Annotated in this window: 16 protein-coding genes; 7 read left to right on the forward strand and 9 right to left on the reverse strand. The window is 31.8% G+C overall.

The features are described from left to right. The first annotated feature begins 64 nt into the window (after positions 1-64). The 4 genes from ABXT06_RS08715 to ABXT06_RS08730 all read left to right on the forward strand — a co-directional run bounded on the left by ABXT06_RS08715 (position 65) and on the right by ABXT06_RS08730 (position 3,261). Positions 65-976 (forward strand): hypothetical protein, encoded by a 912-nt coding sequence (locus ABXT06_RS08715; RefSeq protein ID WP_354590402.1) that lies wholly within the window; start codon positions 65-67, stop codon positions 974-976. 38 nt (positions 977-1,014) lie between these two features. Further along, positions 1,015-1,899, forward strand: a complete 885-nt coding sequence (locus ABXT06_RS08720) for a hypothetical protein (RefSeq protein ID WP_354590403.1) — start codon at positions 1,015-1,017, stop codon at positions 1,897-1,899. Between the two features lie 10 nt (positions 1,900-1,909). Beyond that, complete coding sequence (locus ABXT06_RS08725; protein WP_354590404.1) at positions 1,910-2,830, forward strand: hypothetical protein; 921 nt, start codon at positions 1,910-1,912, stop codon at positions 2,828-2,830. Positions 2,831-3,030: 200 nt separating this feature from the next. Further along, positions 3,031-3,261, forward strand: a complete 231-nt coding sequence (locus ABXT06_RS08730) for a hypothetical protein (RefSeq protein WP_129747324.1) — start codon at positions 3,031-3,033, stop codon at positions 3,259-3,261. 64 nt (positions 3,262-3,325) lie between these two features. Here ABXT06_RS08730 and lgt read toward each other — a convergent pair whose 3' ends face one another. The 5 genes from lgt to ABXT06_RS08755 all read right to left on the reverse strand — a co-directional run bounded on the left by lgt (position 3,326) and on the right by ABXT06_RS08755 (position 8,285). Continuing rightward, positions 3,326-4,258 (reverse strand): prolipoprotein diacylglyceryl transferase, encoded by a 933-nt coding sequence (gene lgt / locus ABXT06_RS08735; protein ID WP_354590405.1) that lies wholly within the window; start codon positions 4,256-4,258, stop codon positions 3,326-3,328. Between the two features lie 64 nt (positions 4,259-4,322). Beyond that, complete coding sequence (gene yidD / locus ABXT06_RS08740) at positions 4,323-4,571, reverse strand: membrane protein insertion efficiency factor YidD (RefSeq protein WP_343707881.1); 249 nt, start codon at positions 4,569-4,571, stop codon at positions 4,323-4,325. An 84-nt stretch (positions 4,572-4,655) separates the two neighbouring features. Continuing rightward, the gene (cysS, locus tag ABXT06_RS08745) at positions 4,656-6,137 is read right to left on the reverse strand and encodes a cysteine--tRNA ligase (protein ID WP_354590406.1); all 1,482 of its coding nucleotides are present in this window, start codon (positions 6,135-6,137) and stop codon (positions 4,656-4,658) included. 75 nt (positions 6,138-6,212) lie between these two features. Beyond that, positions 6,213-6,884 (reverse strand): GTP cyclohydrolase I FolE, encoded by a 672-nt coding sequence (gene folE / locus ABXT06_RS08750; RefSeq protein WP_198856898.1) that lies wholly within the window; start codon positions 6,882-6,884, stop codon positions 6,213-6,215. A gap of 204 nt (positions 6,885-7,088) precedes the next feature. Further along, positions 7,089-8,285, reverse strand: a complete 1,197-nt coding sequence (locus tag ABXT06_RS08755; RefSeq protein ID WP_177210395.1) for a pyridoxal phosphate-dependent aminotransferase — start codon at positions 8,283-8,285, stop codon at positions 7,089-7,091. A gap of 123 nt (positions 8,286-8,408) precedes the next feature. Between ABXT06_RS08755 and ABXT06_RS08760 the strand changes: the two genes are divergently transcribed. Together ABXT06_RS08760 and ABXT06_RS08765 are read left to right on the forward strand one after the other, a co-directional pair. Next, positions 8,409-9,734 carry a PDZ domain-containing protein gene (locus ABXT06_RS08760; RefSeq protein WP_354590407.1) on the forward strand — a complete coding sequence of 442 codons (1,326 nt, stop codon included), beginning with the start codon at positions 8,409-8,411 and terminating at the stop codon, positions 9,732-9,734. Positions 9,735-9,892: 158 nt separating this feature from the next. Next, positions 9,893-10,378, forward strand: a complete 486-nt coding sequence (locus ABXT06_RS08765; RefSeq protein ID WP_354590408.1) for a hypothetical protein — start codon at positions 9,893-9,895, stop codon at positions 10,376-10,378. A 126-nt stretch (positions 10,379-10,504) separates the two neighbouring features. Here ABXT06_RS08765 and ABXT06_RS08770 read toward each other — a convergent pair whose 3' ends face one another. Then, positions 10,505-10,885 carry a DUF1573 domain-containing protein gene (locus tag ABXT06_RS08770; RefSeq protein ID WP_354590409.1) on the reverse strand — a complete coding sequence of 127 codons (381 nt, stop codon included), beginning with the start codon at positions 10,883-10,885 and terminating at the stop codon, positions 10,505-10,507. Between the two features lie 288 nt (positions 10,886-11,173). On the opposite strand from ABXT06_RS08770, the gene ABXT06_RS08775 reads away from it, so the two are divergent. Beyond that, complete coding sequence (locus ABXT06_RS08775) at positions 11,174-13,906, forward strand: valine--tRNA ligase (protein ID WP_354590410.1); 2,733 nt, start codon at positions 11,174-11,176, stop codon at positions 13,904-13,906. A gap of 77 nt (positions 13,907-13,983) precedes the next feature. Here the strand turns inward: ABXT06_RS08775 and ABXT06_RS08780 are convergent, their stop codons facing one another. The 3 genes from ABXT06_RS08780 to ABXT06_RS08790 form a co-directional block, all read right to left on the reverse strand. After that, the gene (locus ABXT06_RS08780) at positions 13,984-14,853 is read right to left on the reverse strand and encodes a hypothetical protein (RefSeq protein WP_354590411.1); all 870 of its coding nucleotides are present in this window, start codon (positions 14,851-14,853) and stop codon (positions 13,984-13,986) included. 253 nt (positions 14,854-15,106) lie between these two features. Continuing rightward, complete coding sequence (locus tag ABXT06_RS08785) at positions 15,107-16,420, reverse strand: APC family permease (protein ID WP_354590412.1); 1,314 nt, start codon at positions 16,418-16,420, stop codon at positions 15,107-15,109. 149 nt (positions 16,421-16,569) lie between these two features. Next, entirely contained in the window at positions 16,570-18,852 is a 2,283-nt protein-coding gene (locus ABXT06_RS08790) for a TonB-dependent siderophore receptor (protein ID WP_354590413.1), read from the reverse strand. Between the last annotated feature and the right edge of the window lie 268 nt (positions 18,853-19,120).

Consider the following 19,120-nt stretch of genomic DNA (forward strand, 5'->3'; position numbering starts at 1 on the left):
GGGAGTATTTGAATCCAATATCATTTGCATGTTCAATCTTTTAACTCCACTTTAAAAATATAAAATGAGACACCTAAAATTTATTAGTATTATTTGTTTTACTTTTTTGATGTCTTTTTGTAAAAAAGAAACTAAAATAAAAAGTGTTCATTCAATTGAAAACTCACTAAAATTAAATGTTATAGATACTTTAATAGAATCAATAGATTCTTCTAAAATATGTAACATTCAAGACAACAAACAAAAAATCATAGAATTATTCTTTAAAAGTTTCCAAAAAGACTACAATAAACCTGTTATAAATTTTAATCAGGTTAAAAATAATTATGAAAAAATTGAAGTAAAAAAATACGTTGATTTTACTTTTAATGGAAAAACTTTCAAAACATTTTTAATCTCTTTTTCGTACGAAAATGATGAGCTTTATAGATCGATATTGTTAGCTAACACTGTTTTAGATGATGGCTTAATAATTTATGAAAAAGTTTTAGATGAAGGAGAGTATTTGAGAACTTCAAAATTCAAAAAAAATATTATCATAAACAATCTATTTAAAATAGAACATTTTAAATATGATAAAAAAGGAAATATTTCTAAACAATTAGCAAATAACGATTCCATTTTTATTCTAACTAGAAATTATCTAATTCAAGAGAATTACATAGTCGAATATTATAAAGAATCATATAAAAAAATCAATAATGAATGGGGTGATAAAGAAATTATATATACTAAAGATGGACTTGATTCTTCTTATATCTATTTATATAAACAAAGGGGGGAAATTAGGAAAAATGTTAAAAACGGAAAATGGGAAGAAAGAAGATATCTCGAAGAGTATAATAAATCAGTTTGGATGGATGGACAATATATAAATGGTTTAAAAGATGGCGAATGGAGTTATTCTCCAGATGGACCAGTTGATAAAGTTGAAGTTTATAGAATGGGAAAATTGACAAAAACATATTTTCCATAGTACAAAGCCATTAGGAGTTAAATAATATCTTTATATAAATGAAAACAAATAAAATTATAGCATTTAGCATTTTATTGACATTACTTATAGGGTGCAAAAAAAATATTTCGAGGGACAATTCTAATAACTTAAAAGATACTTCTAAAATTAGTGAATCCAAAATTTTATTGCCTACAAATGAGACGAAAGAAGAAACAGATAATTCTTTTGTTATAAGTTGTGGTTCAGGATGTGCAATGACATATACTCCAAATGATATTTCCTCAAAAGTTTCTTCAGTAAAAGTTAAGTTTAAAGTTGATATGTACTTAAATGAGAAATTGTCAGACACATATTACGAAGTTTATATTTTCAAATATGATAACTTAAATAATATTGTAAAAATAGAACTAGAAGGAAAAAATGAAAATATTCTAGAAAACCTTTTACCAGATGCTCAAGAATCTTTTAAAAAATTTAGTATTGATTTAATTAAAGATAAAAATTTAGAAATAAAATCTTCTAAAACTTGTTTTGAAGAAAGTAAAATAAAATTGCCTTACATATCAGTAAATACTAAAACTTTAAAATATAGCATTCTTGATTGCACTTCTGTAAATGGGATTGAAAAATATAATTGTAATTCTGATAAACTTAGATATATCTCATTACCAAATAAAGAAAATGTTAGTATTATTCTTGTACCGCAAGATTGTGGAGATTTTGATTATAGGTATTATTTAATCACAATAAAAAATAATAAAGTAGTTGGAAATCTATATGTAGAAGGAGAATGGTACGAACCTGAAGATGAAAAAAACAAAGAAATGACTTCTTTTTCAATTGACAAAGATTACAATTTAGCAGTTAAAACTCAGACTTCAAATTCCGTTATAGTAGAAAATTATGTAATAAGCAATAACGGAAATATTGTAAAACAATAAAAAATGAAGAATGAAAAAAACAAATCATGGAAAAGTATACTATATATTAATTGTGATAATCCTTATTAGTTGCAAAAAATATTCGATAGAAGAAAAAAAGAACTCAAATACATTTAAAGCAACCGAGACTAAAGGACAAATAACAAGCCAAAAAGAAGACTGTTATGATTATTTAACCGAATTAGTAAGAAGCAGTAATTTTCCTTTTAAAGATTGGAATATCACGCCAAATAAGGTGAATTTAATTATTGACAGAGATAATGGAAACATAATTAATGCAAAGCTTTTTTTTGAAACTGATGGCAGCGGTACAATTGGCTGGATTGAATACAATATAAAAGACCGAATATTATTAAACACTTCTGCTAATTTAGAAAAGTCAGAAAAATTAACTTTTAAATCAGATTGGGCTTTATCATTAGAGAAATGTTTAGGTATCATTCATTCTGAAAAAGACAAAAAAAAATTAACTGACGTAACTTTAGAAAATATCTATAACGATGCACCCGAAATTAAATTACCTATCCAATATTCATATGATTTTATCAATGAAGTAAAAAATTTTGTTTTATTACCTCCACACTTATACTCTGCTTTTAAATTAGAAGGTGTACAAAATTATCAAATGGTAAAACTTCCAAAGTATAATGCATTCAATCCAATTTTGTTAGAAGTCAATCAACCTTCCGGACAATCTCAATTATACTTAGTTACTCTAGATAGTTATTTCAAAATGATAGATAAAAAACTAATCTATTCCAATATAGAAGTAGATCAAGGAAGTTTGTCAACTATATATGAAATATCATCTGAATATAAAATTAAAACTACAGAAGTATTAATTACAAACGAAACTTCAAAAATAAATGAAACAAATAAAAAAACAGAAAATTATATCGTTAGTAATCAAGGATTTATAGTTAAAAATTGATTCCACGAAGAAACGTTAGATTATTAATATCTTATAATTTTTTGTTTCCTTACATTTGCAGTCCTTAAAGTAAAGTTATGATCTCAAAAAAAAGTTTGCCCATGTGGTATGGTGGCGGTATTGGAAACAACCGCAACGCTCACTTTACAGCGTAGGACACCTTTAGCTACATGGGTTTTATATTTCCTTAAAGTAAAGTTATGAGTACCAAAACCCTTTCAAAAGAAGCCGAAATCAGGCTGATGAATTTCTTCAACGATAGAATTGACGCGCAGTCTATGGCGAAAGCACTAAGGCAGGTCAATTTTACTCTCGCACTAAACGTGATGAGCGAACAAGAAAACATCCAGCAAGAAACCAAATTAAGAGACAGTTTCTATTGGCTCAATGAACTAGCTGAAACTTTAAATCCATATCTGGATGTAAATTAAAGCTATAAAAAGAAAATGCCCAATATTTCAAATATTGGGCATTTTTATTAAAAGGAATTATATTTTATGATTTTGCTAAAGGATTTCTTTGTGCTCTAATGACAAAGAAAAGTCCAATAATGATAAATGGTATGCTTAACCATTGTCCTGTCGAAAACATGCCTAATTCGCTCTCAAAACCGCCTTGGCTTTCTTTTACAAACTCTACGATGAAACGTACAACAAATAAAAGAACTAAAAACAATCCGAATAATAGACCAGATTTAAGTCTTGCATTTGTTTTCCAGTATAAAAAGTATAAAATAGCAAAAACAAAAACGTAACAAATAGCTTCGTATAATTGAGTAGGATGTCTTGAAGGCACTTCGGCTAATATGTTTGCAAATCTTGGGTCTGTAGCAATAGCATTGTAAGCTTCTTTAGGATCTGCAATTCCGGTTTTTTGTACAGCTTCGGCTTTGCTGAATTTGTCATGAAGAAAACGGATTCCGAATGCAGAAGTTGTTTCGTGACCAATAATTTCAGAGTTAAAGAAGTTTCCTAAACGTACAAAAATAGCGCCGCTTGCAACAGGAATTACAACACGATCTAAAATCCATAATAACGGACGTTTTAGGATTTTTTTGCTGTAATAGTACATCGCAACAATAATTGCAATTGCAGCTCCATGACTAGCTAATCCTTGGAAACCTGTAAATTGAAATTCCGGCTCGAATCTAAACGGAAGAAAAATTTCAAGTAAATGATTTCTGAAATATTCCCAATCATAAAATAAAACATGACCTAAACGAGCCCCTATTAAAGTTGCTAAAACAGTCCAAACGAATAAAGAATCTAGTTTCTCGATTGATTCGTTTTCTCTTTCGAACATCTTTTTCATTAGGAACCATCCTAAACCAAAAGCAATTACGAACATTAAGCTGTAATAGCGAATCATAAAAAATCCTAAGTTGATTCCCTCAGAAGGATTCCAAACTAAATTTAAGGCGTGTGTCATGTATAAATGTTTTTATATAGCTGTAAAAATAAATATTTAATGTAAAGTACCGCTTTCTAAAAAGTTAATGTTTGTGGTTGCATTTCTTTTCTGGTACAGGATCGTAACCGCTTCTTCCCCAAGGATGACAGCTTAAGATACGTTTGATGCCTAAAAATCCGCCATAAAACAAGCCATGAGTTTGTAATGCCTGAATCATATATGTCGAACATGTTGGCTCAAATCTGCAAGCAGCCGGTGTAAACGGTGAAATGGCAGTCTGGTAAAAACGGACTAACAATACAAAGGGATATATTAGAATTTTTGAAAACATATTTTTTTGTATCAGTTAGTTTAACATTCAGTTTTTAGCACTCGAAATAAACTGATCACTAAAAACTGAATACTAAATATTTTTTTATTGAATACTAAAAGTAGTTCCTTCTTTTCCGTCTTTAAGCTGAATTCCTAAAGCGATTAATTGATCGCGAATCTGGTCAGAAAGAACAAAGTTTTTATCTACTCTTGCCTGATTTCTCATTTCGATAAGCATGTTTACCACACCATCAAGTTTGTCGCTATCACCATCGGCGGCTTTATCATCGCTAAGTCCTAAAACATCAAAAACAAAAGCATTTACTGCTGTTTTGAAATCGTTTAAATCATCAGCAGAGATCGTTTCTTTGCCATCTTTCAATAGATTGATGTAACGAACAGCTTCAAACAATTGCGCAATTAAAATTGGCGTATTGAAATCGTCATTCATAGCATCGTAGCAAAGCTGTTTCCATGCTGCAAAATCTATAGAGCTAGAAGCACTTGCATTGATATTTGGTAAAGCGTCTAGTGCTTCCATTAATCTTTTGTATCCTTTCTCAGCTGCAACAATGGCATCGTCAGAAAAGTCTAAAATGCTTCTATAGTGTGCTTGAAGCATAAAAAAACGTGTTACAGAAGCAGAAAATGGTTTGCTTAAGATGTTGTTGTCTCCACTAAGAATTTCGCCTGGAAGAATATTGTTTCCAGTCGATTTTGCCATTTTCTTTCCGTTTAAGGTAAGCATATTGGCGTGCATCCAATAATTTACTGGACTCTGACCTGTGCAAGCTTCGTTTTGAGCGATTTCACATTCGTGGTGAGGGAATTTTAAATCCATTCCACCTCCGTGAATATCAAAATGATTTCCAAGATATTTGGTGCTCATGGCAGTACATTCCAAATGCCATCCAGGGAAACCATCGCTCCAAGGTGAAGGCCATCTCATGATATGTTCTGGTTCTGCTTTTTTCCAAAGCGCAAAATCTTGTGGATTTCTCTTGTCAGATTGCCCATCAAGATCACGAGTATTTGCCAGCATATCGTCTATATTTCGACCACTTAAAATACCGTAATTATTGGTTTCGTTATATTTTACAACATCAAAATATACAGATCCATTAGCAACATAAGCAATGCCCTTATCAATGATCTTTTTAATAATTTCAATCTGTTCAATAATATGCCCAGTTGCTGTAGGCTCAATACTTGGCGGTAAAAAGTTGAATGCCTTTAGGATGTTATGAAAATCAACAGTGTAGCGTTGTACTACTTCCATTGGCTCCAATTGTTCTAAACGTGCTTTCTTAGCAATTTTATCTTCACCTTCATCCACATCGTCTACAATATGTCCAACATCAGTAATATTTCGAACATAACGAACTTTATAATCCAAATGAAGAAAATACCTGAAAATTACATCAAAAGACATAAAAGTTCTCACATTTCCTAAATGGACATTGCTATATACGGTAGGTCCACAAACATACATTCCAACGTTTCCTTCATGGATTGGTTTGAAATCTTCTTTTTCACCCGAAAGTGAATTGTATATTTTTAAAGGCTGACTTGTATATAAAGGCATAGTTTACTTGTTGTAATTTGTTTAACTTTTGATTTTTTAAAAAAGCATTAATCTATATAATGATTAACCAAAATATTAAAATTGAGTATCTAATTTGATGTAGTCAAGGAATTCTCTTTTTGTTTGAGCGTCTTTGAATTTTCCTCCGAACTCAGAAGTTACTGTACTGCTTTCGATATCTTTAATTCCGCGAGAGTTTACGCAAAGGTGTTTAGCATCGATAACGCAAGCAACATCTTCTGTTCCTAAAGCTTTTTGAAGTTCCTGAACAATCTGCATCGTTAGACGCTCTTGTACTTGAGGTCTTTTTGCATAATACTCTACGATACGGTTCATTTTTGATAAACCGATCACGCGTCCGCTTGAGATATAAGCAACGTGAGCACGTCCGATAATTGGCAGTAAATGGTGTTCGCAAGTAGAATAAACTGTAATGTTTTTTTCTACAAGCATTTCGCCATATTTGTAATTATTGTCAAAAGTAGAAGCTTTTGGCTGTTTTGCAGGATTAAGACCTCCAAAAATTTCTTTTACAAACATTTTTGCAACTCGGTTTGGAGTTCCTTTAATGCTGTCATCTGTCAAATCCATTCCTAATGTTTGTAGAATGCTTTCGACATCTTTTTTAATTTTTTCTATTTTTTCTTCATCAGTGATGTCAAAAGCATCCTCTCTTAAAGGGTTTTTGGCATTGCTGCTGAAATGACTGTCACCTATTTCGTCTAAAAAATCTTCGTTATTTATCATTAAGAACTACTATTATAATGTGGTATATCTTTTTAAGGCGGTAAAGATAATTAATAAATAGGAAACCTATTCTATGGTTTTTAGGATTTAATTGCTGCTTTTTGGATATAATTTAAAATTTGAAGATAAATACTATTGTTAAAAATAAAAAAGACAACAACGAAAAACGTTATTGTCTTTTTAAAGTGTATTATAATGAATTGATTATCTGTTGTTGTAAACCAATAAAGCTTCCTTTAAAATATTTACGGCCGTTATCAAATCTTTTTTGTTTAAAACATAGGCAATACGAACTTGATTTAGTCCCATTCCAGGTGTCGAGTAGAAACCTTTGGCTGGAGCAATCATTACCGTTTCGCCATTTAAATCATAACTTTCAAGAAGCCATTGTGCAAAATCATCAGAATCTTCTATTGGGAGTTCAGCAATACAATAAAAAGCACCTTTTGGTTTTGTAACCACAACGCCATCGATTTTGTTTAATTCGGCGATTAAAGTGTTTCGGCGCTCTTTGTATTCACCAATTACTTCGTCAAAATAACTTTGCGGTGTGTCTATTGCAGCTTCACAAGCAATCTGTTCAATTGTTGGAGGACTCAAACGTGCTTGGGCAAACTTCATTACAGTTGCCAAAACATCTTTATTCTTAGTTACCAAGCAGCCAATTCTTGCTCCACACATGCTGTAACGCTTAGAAACAGAGTCGACCATGATAACATTTTGCTGTACGTCTTCTAAATTCATTACAGAAAAATGCACATCATCGCCATCGTATAAAAACTCGCGATAAACTTCATCAGCGATTAAGTATAAATCGTGTTTTTTAATTAAATGAGCCAACTGTTTAATTTCGGCTTCAGAATATAAATATCCAGTCGGATTTCCAGGATTGCAAATCAGAATGGCTTTTGTCTTAGGTGTTATTAGCTTTTCAACTTCATCAATGCTTGGCAGAGCAAAACCGGTTTCTATAGTAGAAACAAGAGGGACTACAGTTGCACTTGTTGAAGAAGCAAACGCATGATAATTAGCATAAAAAGGTTCTGGGATAATAATTTCATCTCCAGGATCTGTAATTGTGGCCAGTGCAAAAAGTAAGGCTTCAGAACCACCAGTTGTTACAATGATGTCTTCTGTGTTAACGTTTACGTTTTGGCGCTGGTAAAATTGTGCTAATTTTTTTCTATAGCTTTCATATCCGGCAGACGGACTATATTCTATAAGAGTCAAATCAATATTTTTTACCGCCTCGATGGCCACTTCCGGTGTCTTGATATCCGGTTGACCAATGTTTAAGTGATACACCTTGTGTCCTTTTTTCTTTGCTAAATCAGCAAAAGGAGCCAGCTTGCGTATCGGAGATTCGGGCATGTTTTTTCCCTTGAGTGAAATTGTCGGCATGAGTATAAATTATTGAAGTGCAAATTTGCATTTTTTTTTCCAATTTAACGTAAACAATACAAGGACTTGCGAAAATGTAACAATAATAAATATATTTACTAATTTTATAATAAAATATTGTCAATGAAAAAATATATAGTATTGTTTTTTGGGTTATTCTTACCTTTTTTGCTTTTCGGGCAAGGCGATTTTTTATTAGAAAACAATGCAACAAAGGCTGTAATACCTTTTAAATTGATAAATAACCTTGTTTTTATTCCGATAAAAGTGAATGGTGTCGAGCTAAATTTTCTTTTAGATTCTGGAGTTGAAGAAACAATTCTTTTTAGTATGGAAGAAAAACAGGAAGTTAGTTTTAACAATGTTGTAAAAATCAAACTACGTGGTCTCGGAAGCGAGGAAGAAATAGAGGGCTTGAAATCGACAAAAAATATTTTAGAAACGCATGGTCTTAAATCAAATGACCACATGGTTTTTATTATTTTAGATCAAAGTTTTAATTTATCTTCTCATATTGGAATTCCTGTAAACGGAATTATCGGTCATAAATTCTTTAGAAATAATTATGTTGAAGTTAATTACCAAAAAAAGAAAATAATAGTTCATACTAAGAATAATAAGTTTGAGGAAAGACTAAACAAACAGTTTAAAATGGTTCCGATAACGATAGAAAAAGCAAAACCATATATCATGACAACAGCTACGGTGAATAATGAAGAAATTCCAGCAAAGCTCTTAATTGATATTGGGAATAGTGATGCTTTTTGGATTTTTCAAAATGATAAAATTAAACTTCCAAATAAAAATTTTCCAGACTTTTTAGGAAAAGGATTTAGCGGGGATATTGAAGGGCATCGTGCCAAAATTGATAAATTCTCGATTGACGAATTTGATTTCAAAAAACCAATTGTATCTTTTCCTGATTCTGTCTCAATTCGGAATGTTAAGATGGTTCCAGGCCGTATCGGATCTGTAGGTGGTGAAGTTTTAAAAAGATTTACTCTGGTTTTGGATTATAATGGTAAAAAGCTATACCTTAAAAAAAACAGCAAGTATGGAGAACCATTTACATATAATAAGAGTGGAATTACGGTTCAGCACAACGGTCTCCAGTGGGTTCAGGAAACAGTGCATTTAGAAACTGTACGAGTAGCTTCTACAATGGATGAATTGCAAGAAAAAGACAAAAACAACAATAATTTTAAATATAAATTTGCTCTTAAACCAGTTTATGAGGTAGTAAATGTGCGTAAAAATTCGGCTGCTGAAAAATGCGGACTGCGTAAAGGAGATATTATTATCAGTATTAATAATACACAGCCATATAAATATAATCTTCAACAGATTAATAATCTTTTAAAATCAGAAGATGATATCTGGATTAATATGGAGGTAGAAAGAAATAGTCTGGTGCTTAAATTTAGATTTAAGCTTGAAGATGAATTATAAAGTGCTACAATATTTTTTAGACTGTTGCAAAGCGTAGTTTTATAATCTTATGAAGAGTTGTCTCGAGTTTCATTTTTACAGAAAAATTTTGCCAAACCCTTTTTGTTAAAATCTTTTTTCTTTAATTTTATAGTGATATCAACAAAATGAAAAATATTATGAGAAATCTAACCTTATCTTGTTTGCTTTTATCCTTTATCGGATTGCAAAGCTGCAAAAATGAAGAAAAACAAAAAGCCGCTGAAGCCGCAAAAGCAGAAGGAGAAACAGTAGTAAGAACTGCATGCTACAAAGCAATTTATGAAAAGGATACAATAGATTTAAAATTGAATACTTTAAAAAACGGAAAATTAGCAGGAGATATGATTATGAGAGTTGCACCTTCAACAGTTAGAACGGGAGAAGTTGCAGGAGAGTTTCACGGTGATACTTTATTTGTAGATTATACTTTTAAAGATAATGTAAACGGAGATAAAACCTTCAAAAATCCGATGGCACTTTTAAAACGAAATAATCAACTTATTTTAGGAAACGGAACTATGCAGACTACAATGGGGGTTACCTATTTAGTTAAAGACAAACCAATTGATTTTGAAAGCGTAAAATATAAATTTGATATTACTGAATGTGCTGAGAAGAAGTAAAGAAGCAAGATGCTTTTCTATATGAATAAGCAGAAACAAAGACTTGAGAAGCAAGATGTTTTCTTTGAAATAAAAAGCCGTTTCTAGATCTAGAAACGGCCTTTGTTATTTTAGAAGTTTAAATTCTTATTGAACTTCACCCTTAATTTTAAGAGCTACTCTTCCGTCAGGATAATTTACTGCATTTGTTTCGACAGTAATTGTTTTACGAATAGGTCCTGCGACCATATTATATTTTACATCGATTTTTCCTTTTTTGCCCGGCATAATTGCTGCCGCAGGTTTTGTTACAACAATCGAACTTACTGTAGATTCTGCACCTGTAATTAATAAAGGAGCATCTCCTGTGTTGGTAAATTCAAAGGAACGAAGCCCGTTGTCACCTTTAGAAATTTTTCCATAATCAATTGTATTGTCTGGAGCTGCAAATTCAATTTTTGGGCCGTTTTGAGCATAACTTATTGCACTAAACAATAAGACTGCAATAAAAGAGGCTGCATTTTTCATATGAAATCTTTTTTTAATTGTAAGTAAATATACATTCTTTTAATTAACACACAAATTATTATTTCTCTTTTTATAGTCTACTTAATTATTTACTTTTGCTGTCAGTTATAAATACAAAAATTGAACCAGTTTTTTGTTTAACTGTTTAATCGTTTATTTGTTTAATCGTTGAGATTGATTTATAAATGATTTTTTAAAACAGAAAATAAGAGAGCAAATCAATTTGAAATTCGATGATCAAAACCGATTAAACGGTTAAACAAATTAACGATTAAACAACCCTAGTAAATGACAATTCCAGCACAATTTGACGCTAAGACGATTGAGAGTAAATGGTATGATTACTGGATGAAAAACAATTATTTTCATTCAGAACCAGATCATAGAACACCGTACACCATTGTAATCCCGCCGCCAAACGTCACTGGAGTCCTTCACATGGGACATATGTTGAATAATACGATTCAGGATGTTTTAATTCGCAGAGCACGTCTTAAAGGATTCAACGCTTGTTGGGTTCCTGGAACAGATCACGCATCGATTGCTACAGAAGCAAAAGTGGTAGCAAAATTAAAAGCAGAAGGAATCAATAAAAACGATTTGACCCGCGAAGAATTCCTAAAACATGCTTGGGAGTGGACAGATAAATATGGCGGAACTATCTTAGAACAGCTTAAAAAACTAGGTGCTTCTTGCGATTGGGAACGTACCAAATTTACTATGGACCCAGACATGTCTGCGTCTGTAATTAAATCATTTGTAGACTTATATAACAAAGGTTTAATCTACAGAGGATACCGTATGGTAAATTGGGATCCAGAAGCAAAAACTACTTTATCTGACGAAGAAGTAATTTATGAAGAACAACAAGGAAAATTATTTTTCTTAAAATATAAAATTGAAGGTTCAGAAGATTTCTTAACCATCGCTACAACACGTCCAGAAACTATTTTTGGAGATACTGCAATCTGTATCAATCCAAACGATGAGCGTTTTACATATTTAAAAGGTAAAAAAGCGATTGTTCCTATTTGCGGAAGAGTAATCCCAATTATCGAAGACGAATATGTTGATGTTGAATTCGGAACGGGATGTTTGAAAGTAACGCCTGCGCACGATATGAACGATAAAACTTTAGGTGAAATACACAATCTAGAAATCGTTGATATTTTTAATGAAGATGCAACTCTAAACAGCTTCGGATTACATTATCAAGGAAAAGATCGTTTTGTGGTTCGTAAAGAAATTGAAAAAGAGCTTCAAGAAATCGGTGCTTTAGCAAAAACAGAAACACACTTAAATAAAGTAGGAACTTCTGAGAGAACAAAAGCGGTAATCGAACCAAGATTATCTGACCAATGGTTCTTGAAAATGGAAGAATTGGTGAAACCAGCAATTAAATCAGTTTTGGAAACGGGAGATATTAAATTACATCCAAAACGTTTCGAGAATACTTATGCACATTGGTTAAACAATATTCGCGATTGGAATATTTCTCGCCAGTTATGGTGGGGACAACAAATTCCGGCTTGGTATTCTCCTAATAGAGATTTTTTTATTGTAGCTGAAACAAAAGAGGATGCTTACAATAAATTTCAAAATCAAAAAGAAAATCAAATTGAAATACTTAAGAAAGAAACTCATAAAGAAGATAATATAAATATAGATACATTTTTAATTCGGAAAGCGATAGCAGAAAAGCGAATTCGTATTTTAGAAGAGTTAAAATTTGAAGATTTAGTTCAAGATAAGGACGTTCTAGATACATGGTTCTCATCTTGGTTATGGCCAATGTCTGTTTTCGGTGGAATTATGGATCCAGAAAGTCAAGATTTTAAATATTATTATCCAACAAATGACTTGGTGACAGGTCCGGATATTTTATTTTTCTGGGTAGCGAGAATGATCATTGCAGGTTACGAATATGCAGGTGAAAAGCCATTTACAAATGTATATTTGACTGGTTTAGTTCGTGATAAACAACGTCGTAAAATGTCTAAATCATTAGGGAATTCTCCTGATCCTTTAGACTTGATTGATAAATTTAGTGCAGACGGTGTTCGTGTAGGATTGCTTTTAAGTGCTTCTGCAGGAAACGATATTATGTTTGATGAAGAATTATGTAGTCAAGGAAAAGCATTTTCTAACAAAATCTGGAATGCCTTCAAATTGATTAAAGGATGGGAAGTTTCAGAAACTATCGCACAACCAGAATCATCAAAAGTAGCAATTGAATGGTACGAAGCTAAATTACAGCAGACTTTAGTAGACATTGAAGATAATTTTGAGAAATACAGAATTTCAGATTCATTAATGGCAATCTATAAGTTAGTTTGGGATGATTTCTGTTCTTGGTTCTTAGAAATGATTAAACCAGCATACCAAAAGCCAATTGACAGCGTAACTTTCGCGAAAGCGATCGAAATGTTAGAAAACAACTTGAAGTTATTGCATCCGTTTATGCCTTTCTTGACAGAAGAAATTTGGCAGTTAATCGCCGAAAGAACACCAGAAGAAGCTTTAATTGTTTCAACTTGGCCAGAAGTAAAACCGTTTGATGCAAAATTGATTGCTGATTTCGAAAATTCTATTGAAGTAATTTCTGGAATTAGAACGATCAGAAAAGACAAAAATATTCCGTTTAAAGATGCAATCGAATTAAAAGGAATCAACAGCGAAAATGTTTCTACTTATTTTGACTCAATTATAACGAAATTAGGAAATGTTTCGGCTTTCGAATATGTTTCTGAAAAAGTAGACGGTGCATTGTCTTTCCGTGTAAAATCAAATGAATATTTCATTCCGATTACAGGAAACATTGATGTTGAAGCAGAAATTGCAAAACTAACAGAAGAATTGAATTATACAAAAGGATTCCTGAAATCTGTAGAAGCAAAACTTTCAAACGAGAAATTCGTAAACGGAGCTCCTGAAAAAGTACTTAATTTGGAGAAACAAAAACAAGCCGATGCTTTAGCAAAAATTGCTACAATAGAGCAAAGTTTGGCTGGTTTGAAATAAGAGTTTCTTTATAACATAAATCCCAATACTGAAATTATAGTATTGGGATTTTTTGATTTTTCTTGGATCAGAAAAAATTAATAATAAGTATAATTTTTTTTGATAAGATATAGCATTTGGTTAGAACTATAATGATCGCGCTGCTCTTTTGGGTAACCATCTATATTAAGATCATAACTATATCGATAAACTTCAGTAAAGAATCCATTTATTTGTTCGCTGAAAAAAATTACATTATTAGAATTGCTAATGTCAAAAATGTCAAGATGTCTGTTAAAAACGTTTTGAAAAGTATAAGCAAAAAATAATTTATCAAACCCTGTGATGTTTTTATAAATATTAGGATTTTTATCATACTCTTGTGTAATAGTAGAATATATTTTTCCGTCTGCAGTAAACTTCTCTCTTTTTATTATATTACCGTCCTTAAAATAAAGTCTTGCTTTTGGAAATGGATCGCTCAAATACCAGACGTTAAGAGCTAAGCTATAAGAATAAATATCAATATCTACAATATTCTCAGAAACGTAATTATAAACTAATTTAGTTTCATTAAGAGGAGCGTAAAGTCCATTACCGTTTTTAAATATTACAGTTTTTAGTTTATTATCTTCATATGAATATTCATTATTAACACGCAATTCATCATTAACGTATCCCTCCTCTTTGGTAATTAAATCTCCTGTATATGTGTATTTAATTTTATAAATGCCAACATAAAGCCGATCAGCGCTTGCCTCAGTGATTTTAAAACCATCGTAACTAAACTTCGTTGGTGAACTTGGAGAAGAGCTTACTTCTTGAATTGTTTTAATTAAAGCTTTAGTGTTTTCTTTGGGAGGATTAGTACTTTCGTTGGGTACATCAGTTTCATCTGTCGTCTCATTATTTGAGCAAGATGTTAAAATTAGTAATATAGCCCCAATAAACGGAATTAGTTTTTTCATTAAGTGTATTATTTTAATAGTAGGATAAGTTCTTGTCTTATGTGTTTTTCTGAATTGTAAATGTCATATTTTTCTTTTTGAAAAGAAAAATAAATCGAAAGAAACTTGTTGAATTTATGGTTTTAAGTTGTTCCGTCACAAATTACTTCTTCTACAGCTATCGCTTGGATGACGTATTTTGCTTTTTCAATCTTTGTAATTCGTGAATATCTAAACACATAGATTCTAAAAATAAAAATTCGTGAATTCGTGGCTATTTTTTTCTCTTCAAAACCAAAAACAAAGGGTAAGAAATCAATGTAATTCCAACAATTAAAGCAAAAGCAATAGGATCGCTATAAATAAAGCCTAATAATAATCCAATCGAAATAATAATCGCTATTATAGTTGACCATGGATGCAAAAAAGAACGATAAGGTCTTGGTAAATTCGGTTCCGTAGTTCTTAGTTTTAAAAGCGAATAATAGGCCAGTCCCCAAACGATTATGGAGATAAAAGCGGCGAAAGAAAACAATACTTCAAAAGAGCCTATGCAGATTAAAGACAAACTGAAAAAGGATGAAACTAAAAGTGCTACAATTGGTGTTCCGCCTTTATTGACTTGTGTCCCTTGTTTTATGAAAAATCCGTCACGGCTTAATCCGTAAAGAATTCTTGGTGGAATCATCATAAAAGCATTCAAAATACTGATTAAAGAAAAAATCGAAATTACGGTTACAATTTTTGCCCCGCTATCTCCAAAAAGAATTTTAGCAACATCGGCTGCAGCAAGATTTGATTTGGCTAAAGTTTCGATAGGGAGAACGTGAAAAAAGGCTGCATTTACCAAAATATAAATCGCCACAACAAGCAAAACTCCACTGTATAATGATTTCGGAATATTTTTGCTTGGATTGTCATTTTCTTCTGCAAAAAAGCAAACAGCATTCCAGCCATTATAAGTTCCGATGATAAGCTGTAATGATTTAAAGAATCCAAAAATAAGTCCGATTTGAAAAATAGAATTATCGGTTTTTATTTTCGGAACTTCAACTCCAGAATACATAAAGCAAGCTACAACTAATGCCACAAAACAAATCACTTTTAAAAAACTGGTAATCTGCTGAATCAAACTTCCGCTTTTGACGCCACTTAAGTGAAGCAATACAAATGCAACCAATAAAGAAATAGATAATACTGTCGAATAATGGGCCAATTGCGGAAATAAAATAATGGTGTATTCGCTAATTACAATGCAATAAAATGCGGGCGGAATAGCATTTACAATGTAATCGTACCAGCCAGAAAGAAAACCTGCATACTCACCCAATGCTCTTTTAATATAATTGTACGATCCGCCAGCTTTTGGTAGCATGGTCGCCAATTCTGAATACGAATTGGCCCCTAACAAAACATATAAACCTCCAAATAACCATGAAGCAAGAATGAGCCAATAATTACTCAGCATTTCTGCAATAGTTCCAGGTGTTCTTAAAATCCCTACACCAATCGTTCCTCCAATTAAAACAGCAATATTAAAACTAAAGCCTAAACTCTTTTGCAATTGGTTTTTTGGGGAATCTGACATTTTTGGATTTGTTTTAAAAGGATTATTTTCAAGCAAAAATAATGTTAATTGAATTAGAATTGAATTAAAAATATAAATCCCAAGATTTTTCTATTTCCAGAGAAATAGAAAATCTTGGGATAAATCAAAAAAACATCTAATTCAATATTTTAGAACTTGTATCGCACACTTGTCATAACCTGACGAGGGGCAATTGGGTTCACACTATAGTTTTCGTGAACTGTATAGTTTAATTCGTTTGTAATGTTTGATAATTTGCAAAGAATCGAGAATTTTCTCCAAGTATATCCAACAGATGCATCAATTGTAACATAGCCTTCTAATGGAATTTCTCTGTACCAGATTCCATCTGGTTTTTTAGAATCATATTGGTTGTTCCATCCTCCAATTCTATCTCCAATATAATTTCCTATTGCACCAACAGAAACACCTTTAAAGAATCCTTGCTGCAATGTATAAAAGAAGCTTAAATTTGCTGTGTTTGATGGCGTTCTTGCTACACGATCACCTTCAATAAAACTTCCATTTAATCCTGAAGTTTTTGTGTAACGCATATCATTATAGCTATATCCTGCAATAATATTTAAGCCTTCAATAGGTCTTGCGGTAACATCAACTTCAACTCCTTTGCTTTTTGTTTCTCCACTTAAAAGTTTGATGCTACTATCATTATTTTCTGTTCCATCTGCTTTATATGGTGCCATTTGTGCAAAATTGCTATTAGTAATTTGATAAACAGTAACATTTGTGCTCAATAAACCTTTAAAGAAGTCTGTTTTTACTCCAACTTCATATTGATCAATAATAGAAGCTTCAAGAGGTTGTAAGTCAACAGTTGTTCCTGTATTTGGTGTAAAAGAAGTTGAATAACTTCCAAATACTGAAATATCTTTTGTTGGCTGATACACTAATCCTGCTTTAGGAGAAAATGCATTATCTAAACGTTTTGGAGTAACTGTTGGAACCGCATCTTCTGGATTTCCAGCTCCTGTTTTGGTTTCTTTATAAGTGCTAACTTCAGCTTCTTGCCAAGACCATCTTAAACCTGCCAATACTTTGAATTTATCCGTAATTGAAACGAAATCTTGAAAATAAACTCCAAAACGATTTGTATCTGTTTTTGTGATTTGAGTAGCTCTTGCATTCGGAATGTCATTTCGTTGTGTTGACGGATCAAAATCATAAAGATAAATAGTATCATAAATACTTGGATCGTATGTTTTTGGAGTACCGTCAGGATTTCTGCTAGTTACTAAAAATTTCTCATTAAAAGCATAAGTATAAGCAGTTGCAAACGAATTTTCCCAGTCTGCACCAGTAAAAATTTGATGTTTAACAGAACCAGTATTAAAGTTCCCCTGAAGACTTAATTGATCTCCTAAAATTTGCTCTAAGTTTTGCCCTTGAGTTAATCCTCTGTTCCAGTAACCCGGAATTGGATATGTTTTAGTGTCATCTAAATTTGATAGTTGAGCTGTAGATTTTTGTGTTCTATCGTATGTTTGATAAGAACTATTGAAGTTTAGTTTCCAGTTTTTATTGAAATCGTGATTTAATAATACAGATGCACTAGAAGATTTTGTTGTTCCGTTTGACCAAAGCGCTCCGTAGAAAGCACTTCTAGGAAGATCTAAAATTTCTTTCCCGATAATTCCAGTTCCAAAATCTGGAGTCCAATCTGCGCTTAAATAATCTCCTTGAACTGTGATTTGAGTTTTTGGATTAATAACAAAAAGTAAAGACGGATTAATGTATAAACGTTCGTTTTTTACCACATTTCTAAAGCTTTCTGAATTCTCGTAAGAACCATTAATTCTAAAAGCTATAGATTTGGTTAAGCCTCCATAAAAATCAAAAGCTGGCTTATAATAAGCATAGCTTCCCATTTGCATTGAGATTTCTCCACCACTTTTAAATTGAGGTGTTTTGGTTACCAAGTTTACAATACCCCCCGGCGCTACGTTTCCAAATAATAGGGCAGAACCACCTTTAAGGAATTCTACTTTCTCTAAACCTGAAACATCAGGAATAGAACCTGAATTATAACGGAAACCATTTTTAAACATATTGTTTGCCGACATGTCATAGCCTCTAGAGAAGAAAGATTCCTGAGCGCCACCACGAGCAGAACTTACGTAAACACCATTGGCATTTTTAAGAACTTCGCTTAATCTGATAGCTTGTTGCTGTTCGATAACATCAGAACCGATTACTTGTATTGATTGCGGGTTATCCATTGGTTTTAATCCAGAACGAACTGCTGTAACTGGTTTTGGTTCTTTAGTTTTGGTAACTACAACCTCATTTAGGATTTCTCCTTTTTTATTTTTTACAGTATCTGTAACAGAAGAAGTAGTTTCATTACTTGAATAATCTTGACCATAAGAGGCAAAACTTAATAGACCTAGTGCAAGTAGTAAATTATATTTCATGGTATTTATTTAGATTCAATAAAAATTATCGAGTGCAAATATAAATACACAGACTCTTTAACAGAAAATTATGAAGTGTTTTTCTTGCTTAAACCTTTCTTAGTCTTTTCTTAAGATTTGCTTAAGAATTTTCTAATGTTGTTTTAATTTTGTATTTATAATCAATTTAAATAGAAAATAGAGTGCACTACAATGGCTTTTTTATAAAAAAAAACAGGACTGACTCGTTTTTGAGACAGTCCTATTTGAATTGAAATTAAAATCTAAG

Origin of the sequence: Flavobacterium sp. UW10123 (genome assembly GCF_040538975.1) — a bacterium.
In the GTDB taxonomy this organism is placed as follows: Bacteria; Bacteroidota; Bacteroidia; order Flavobacteriales; family Flavobacteriaceae; genus Flavobacterium.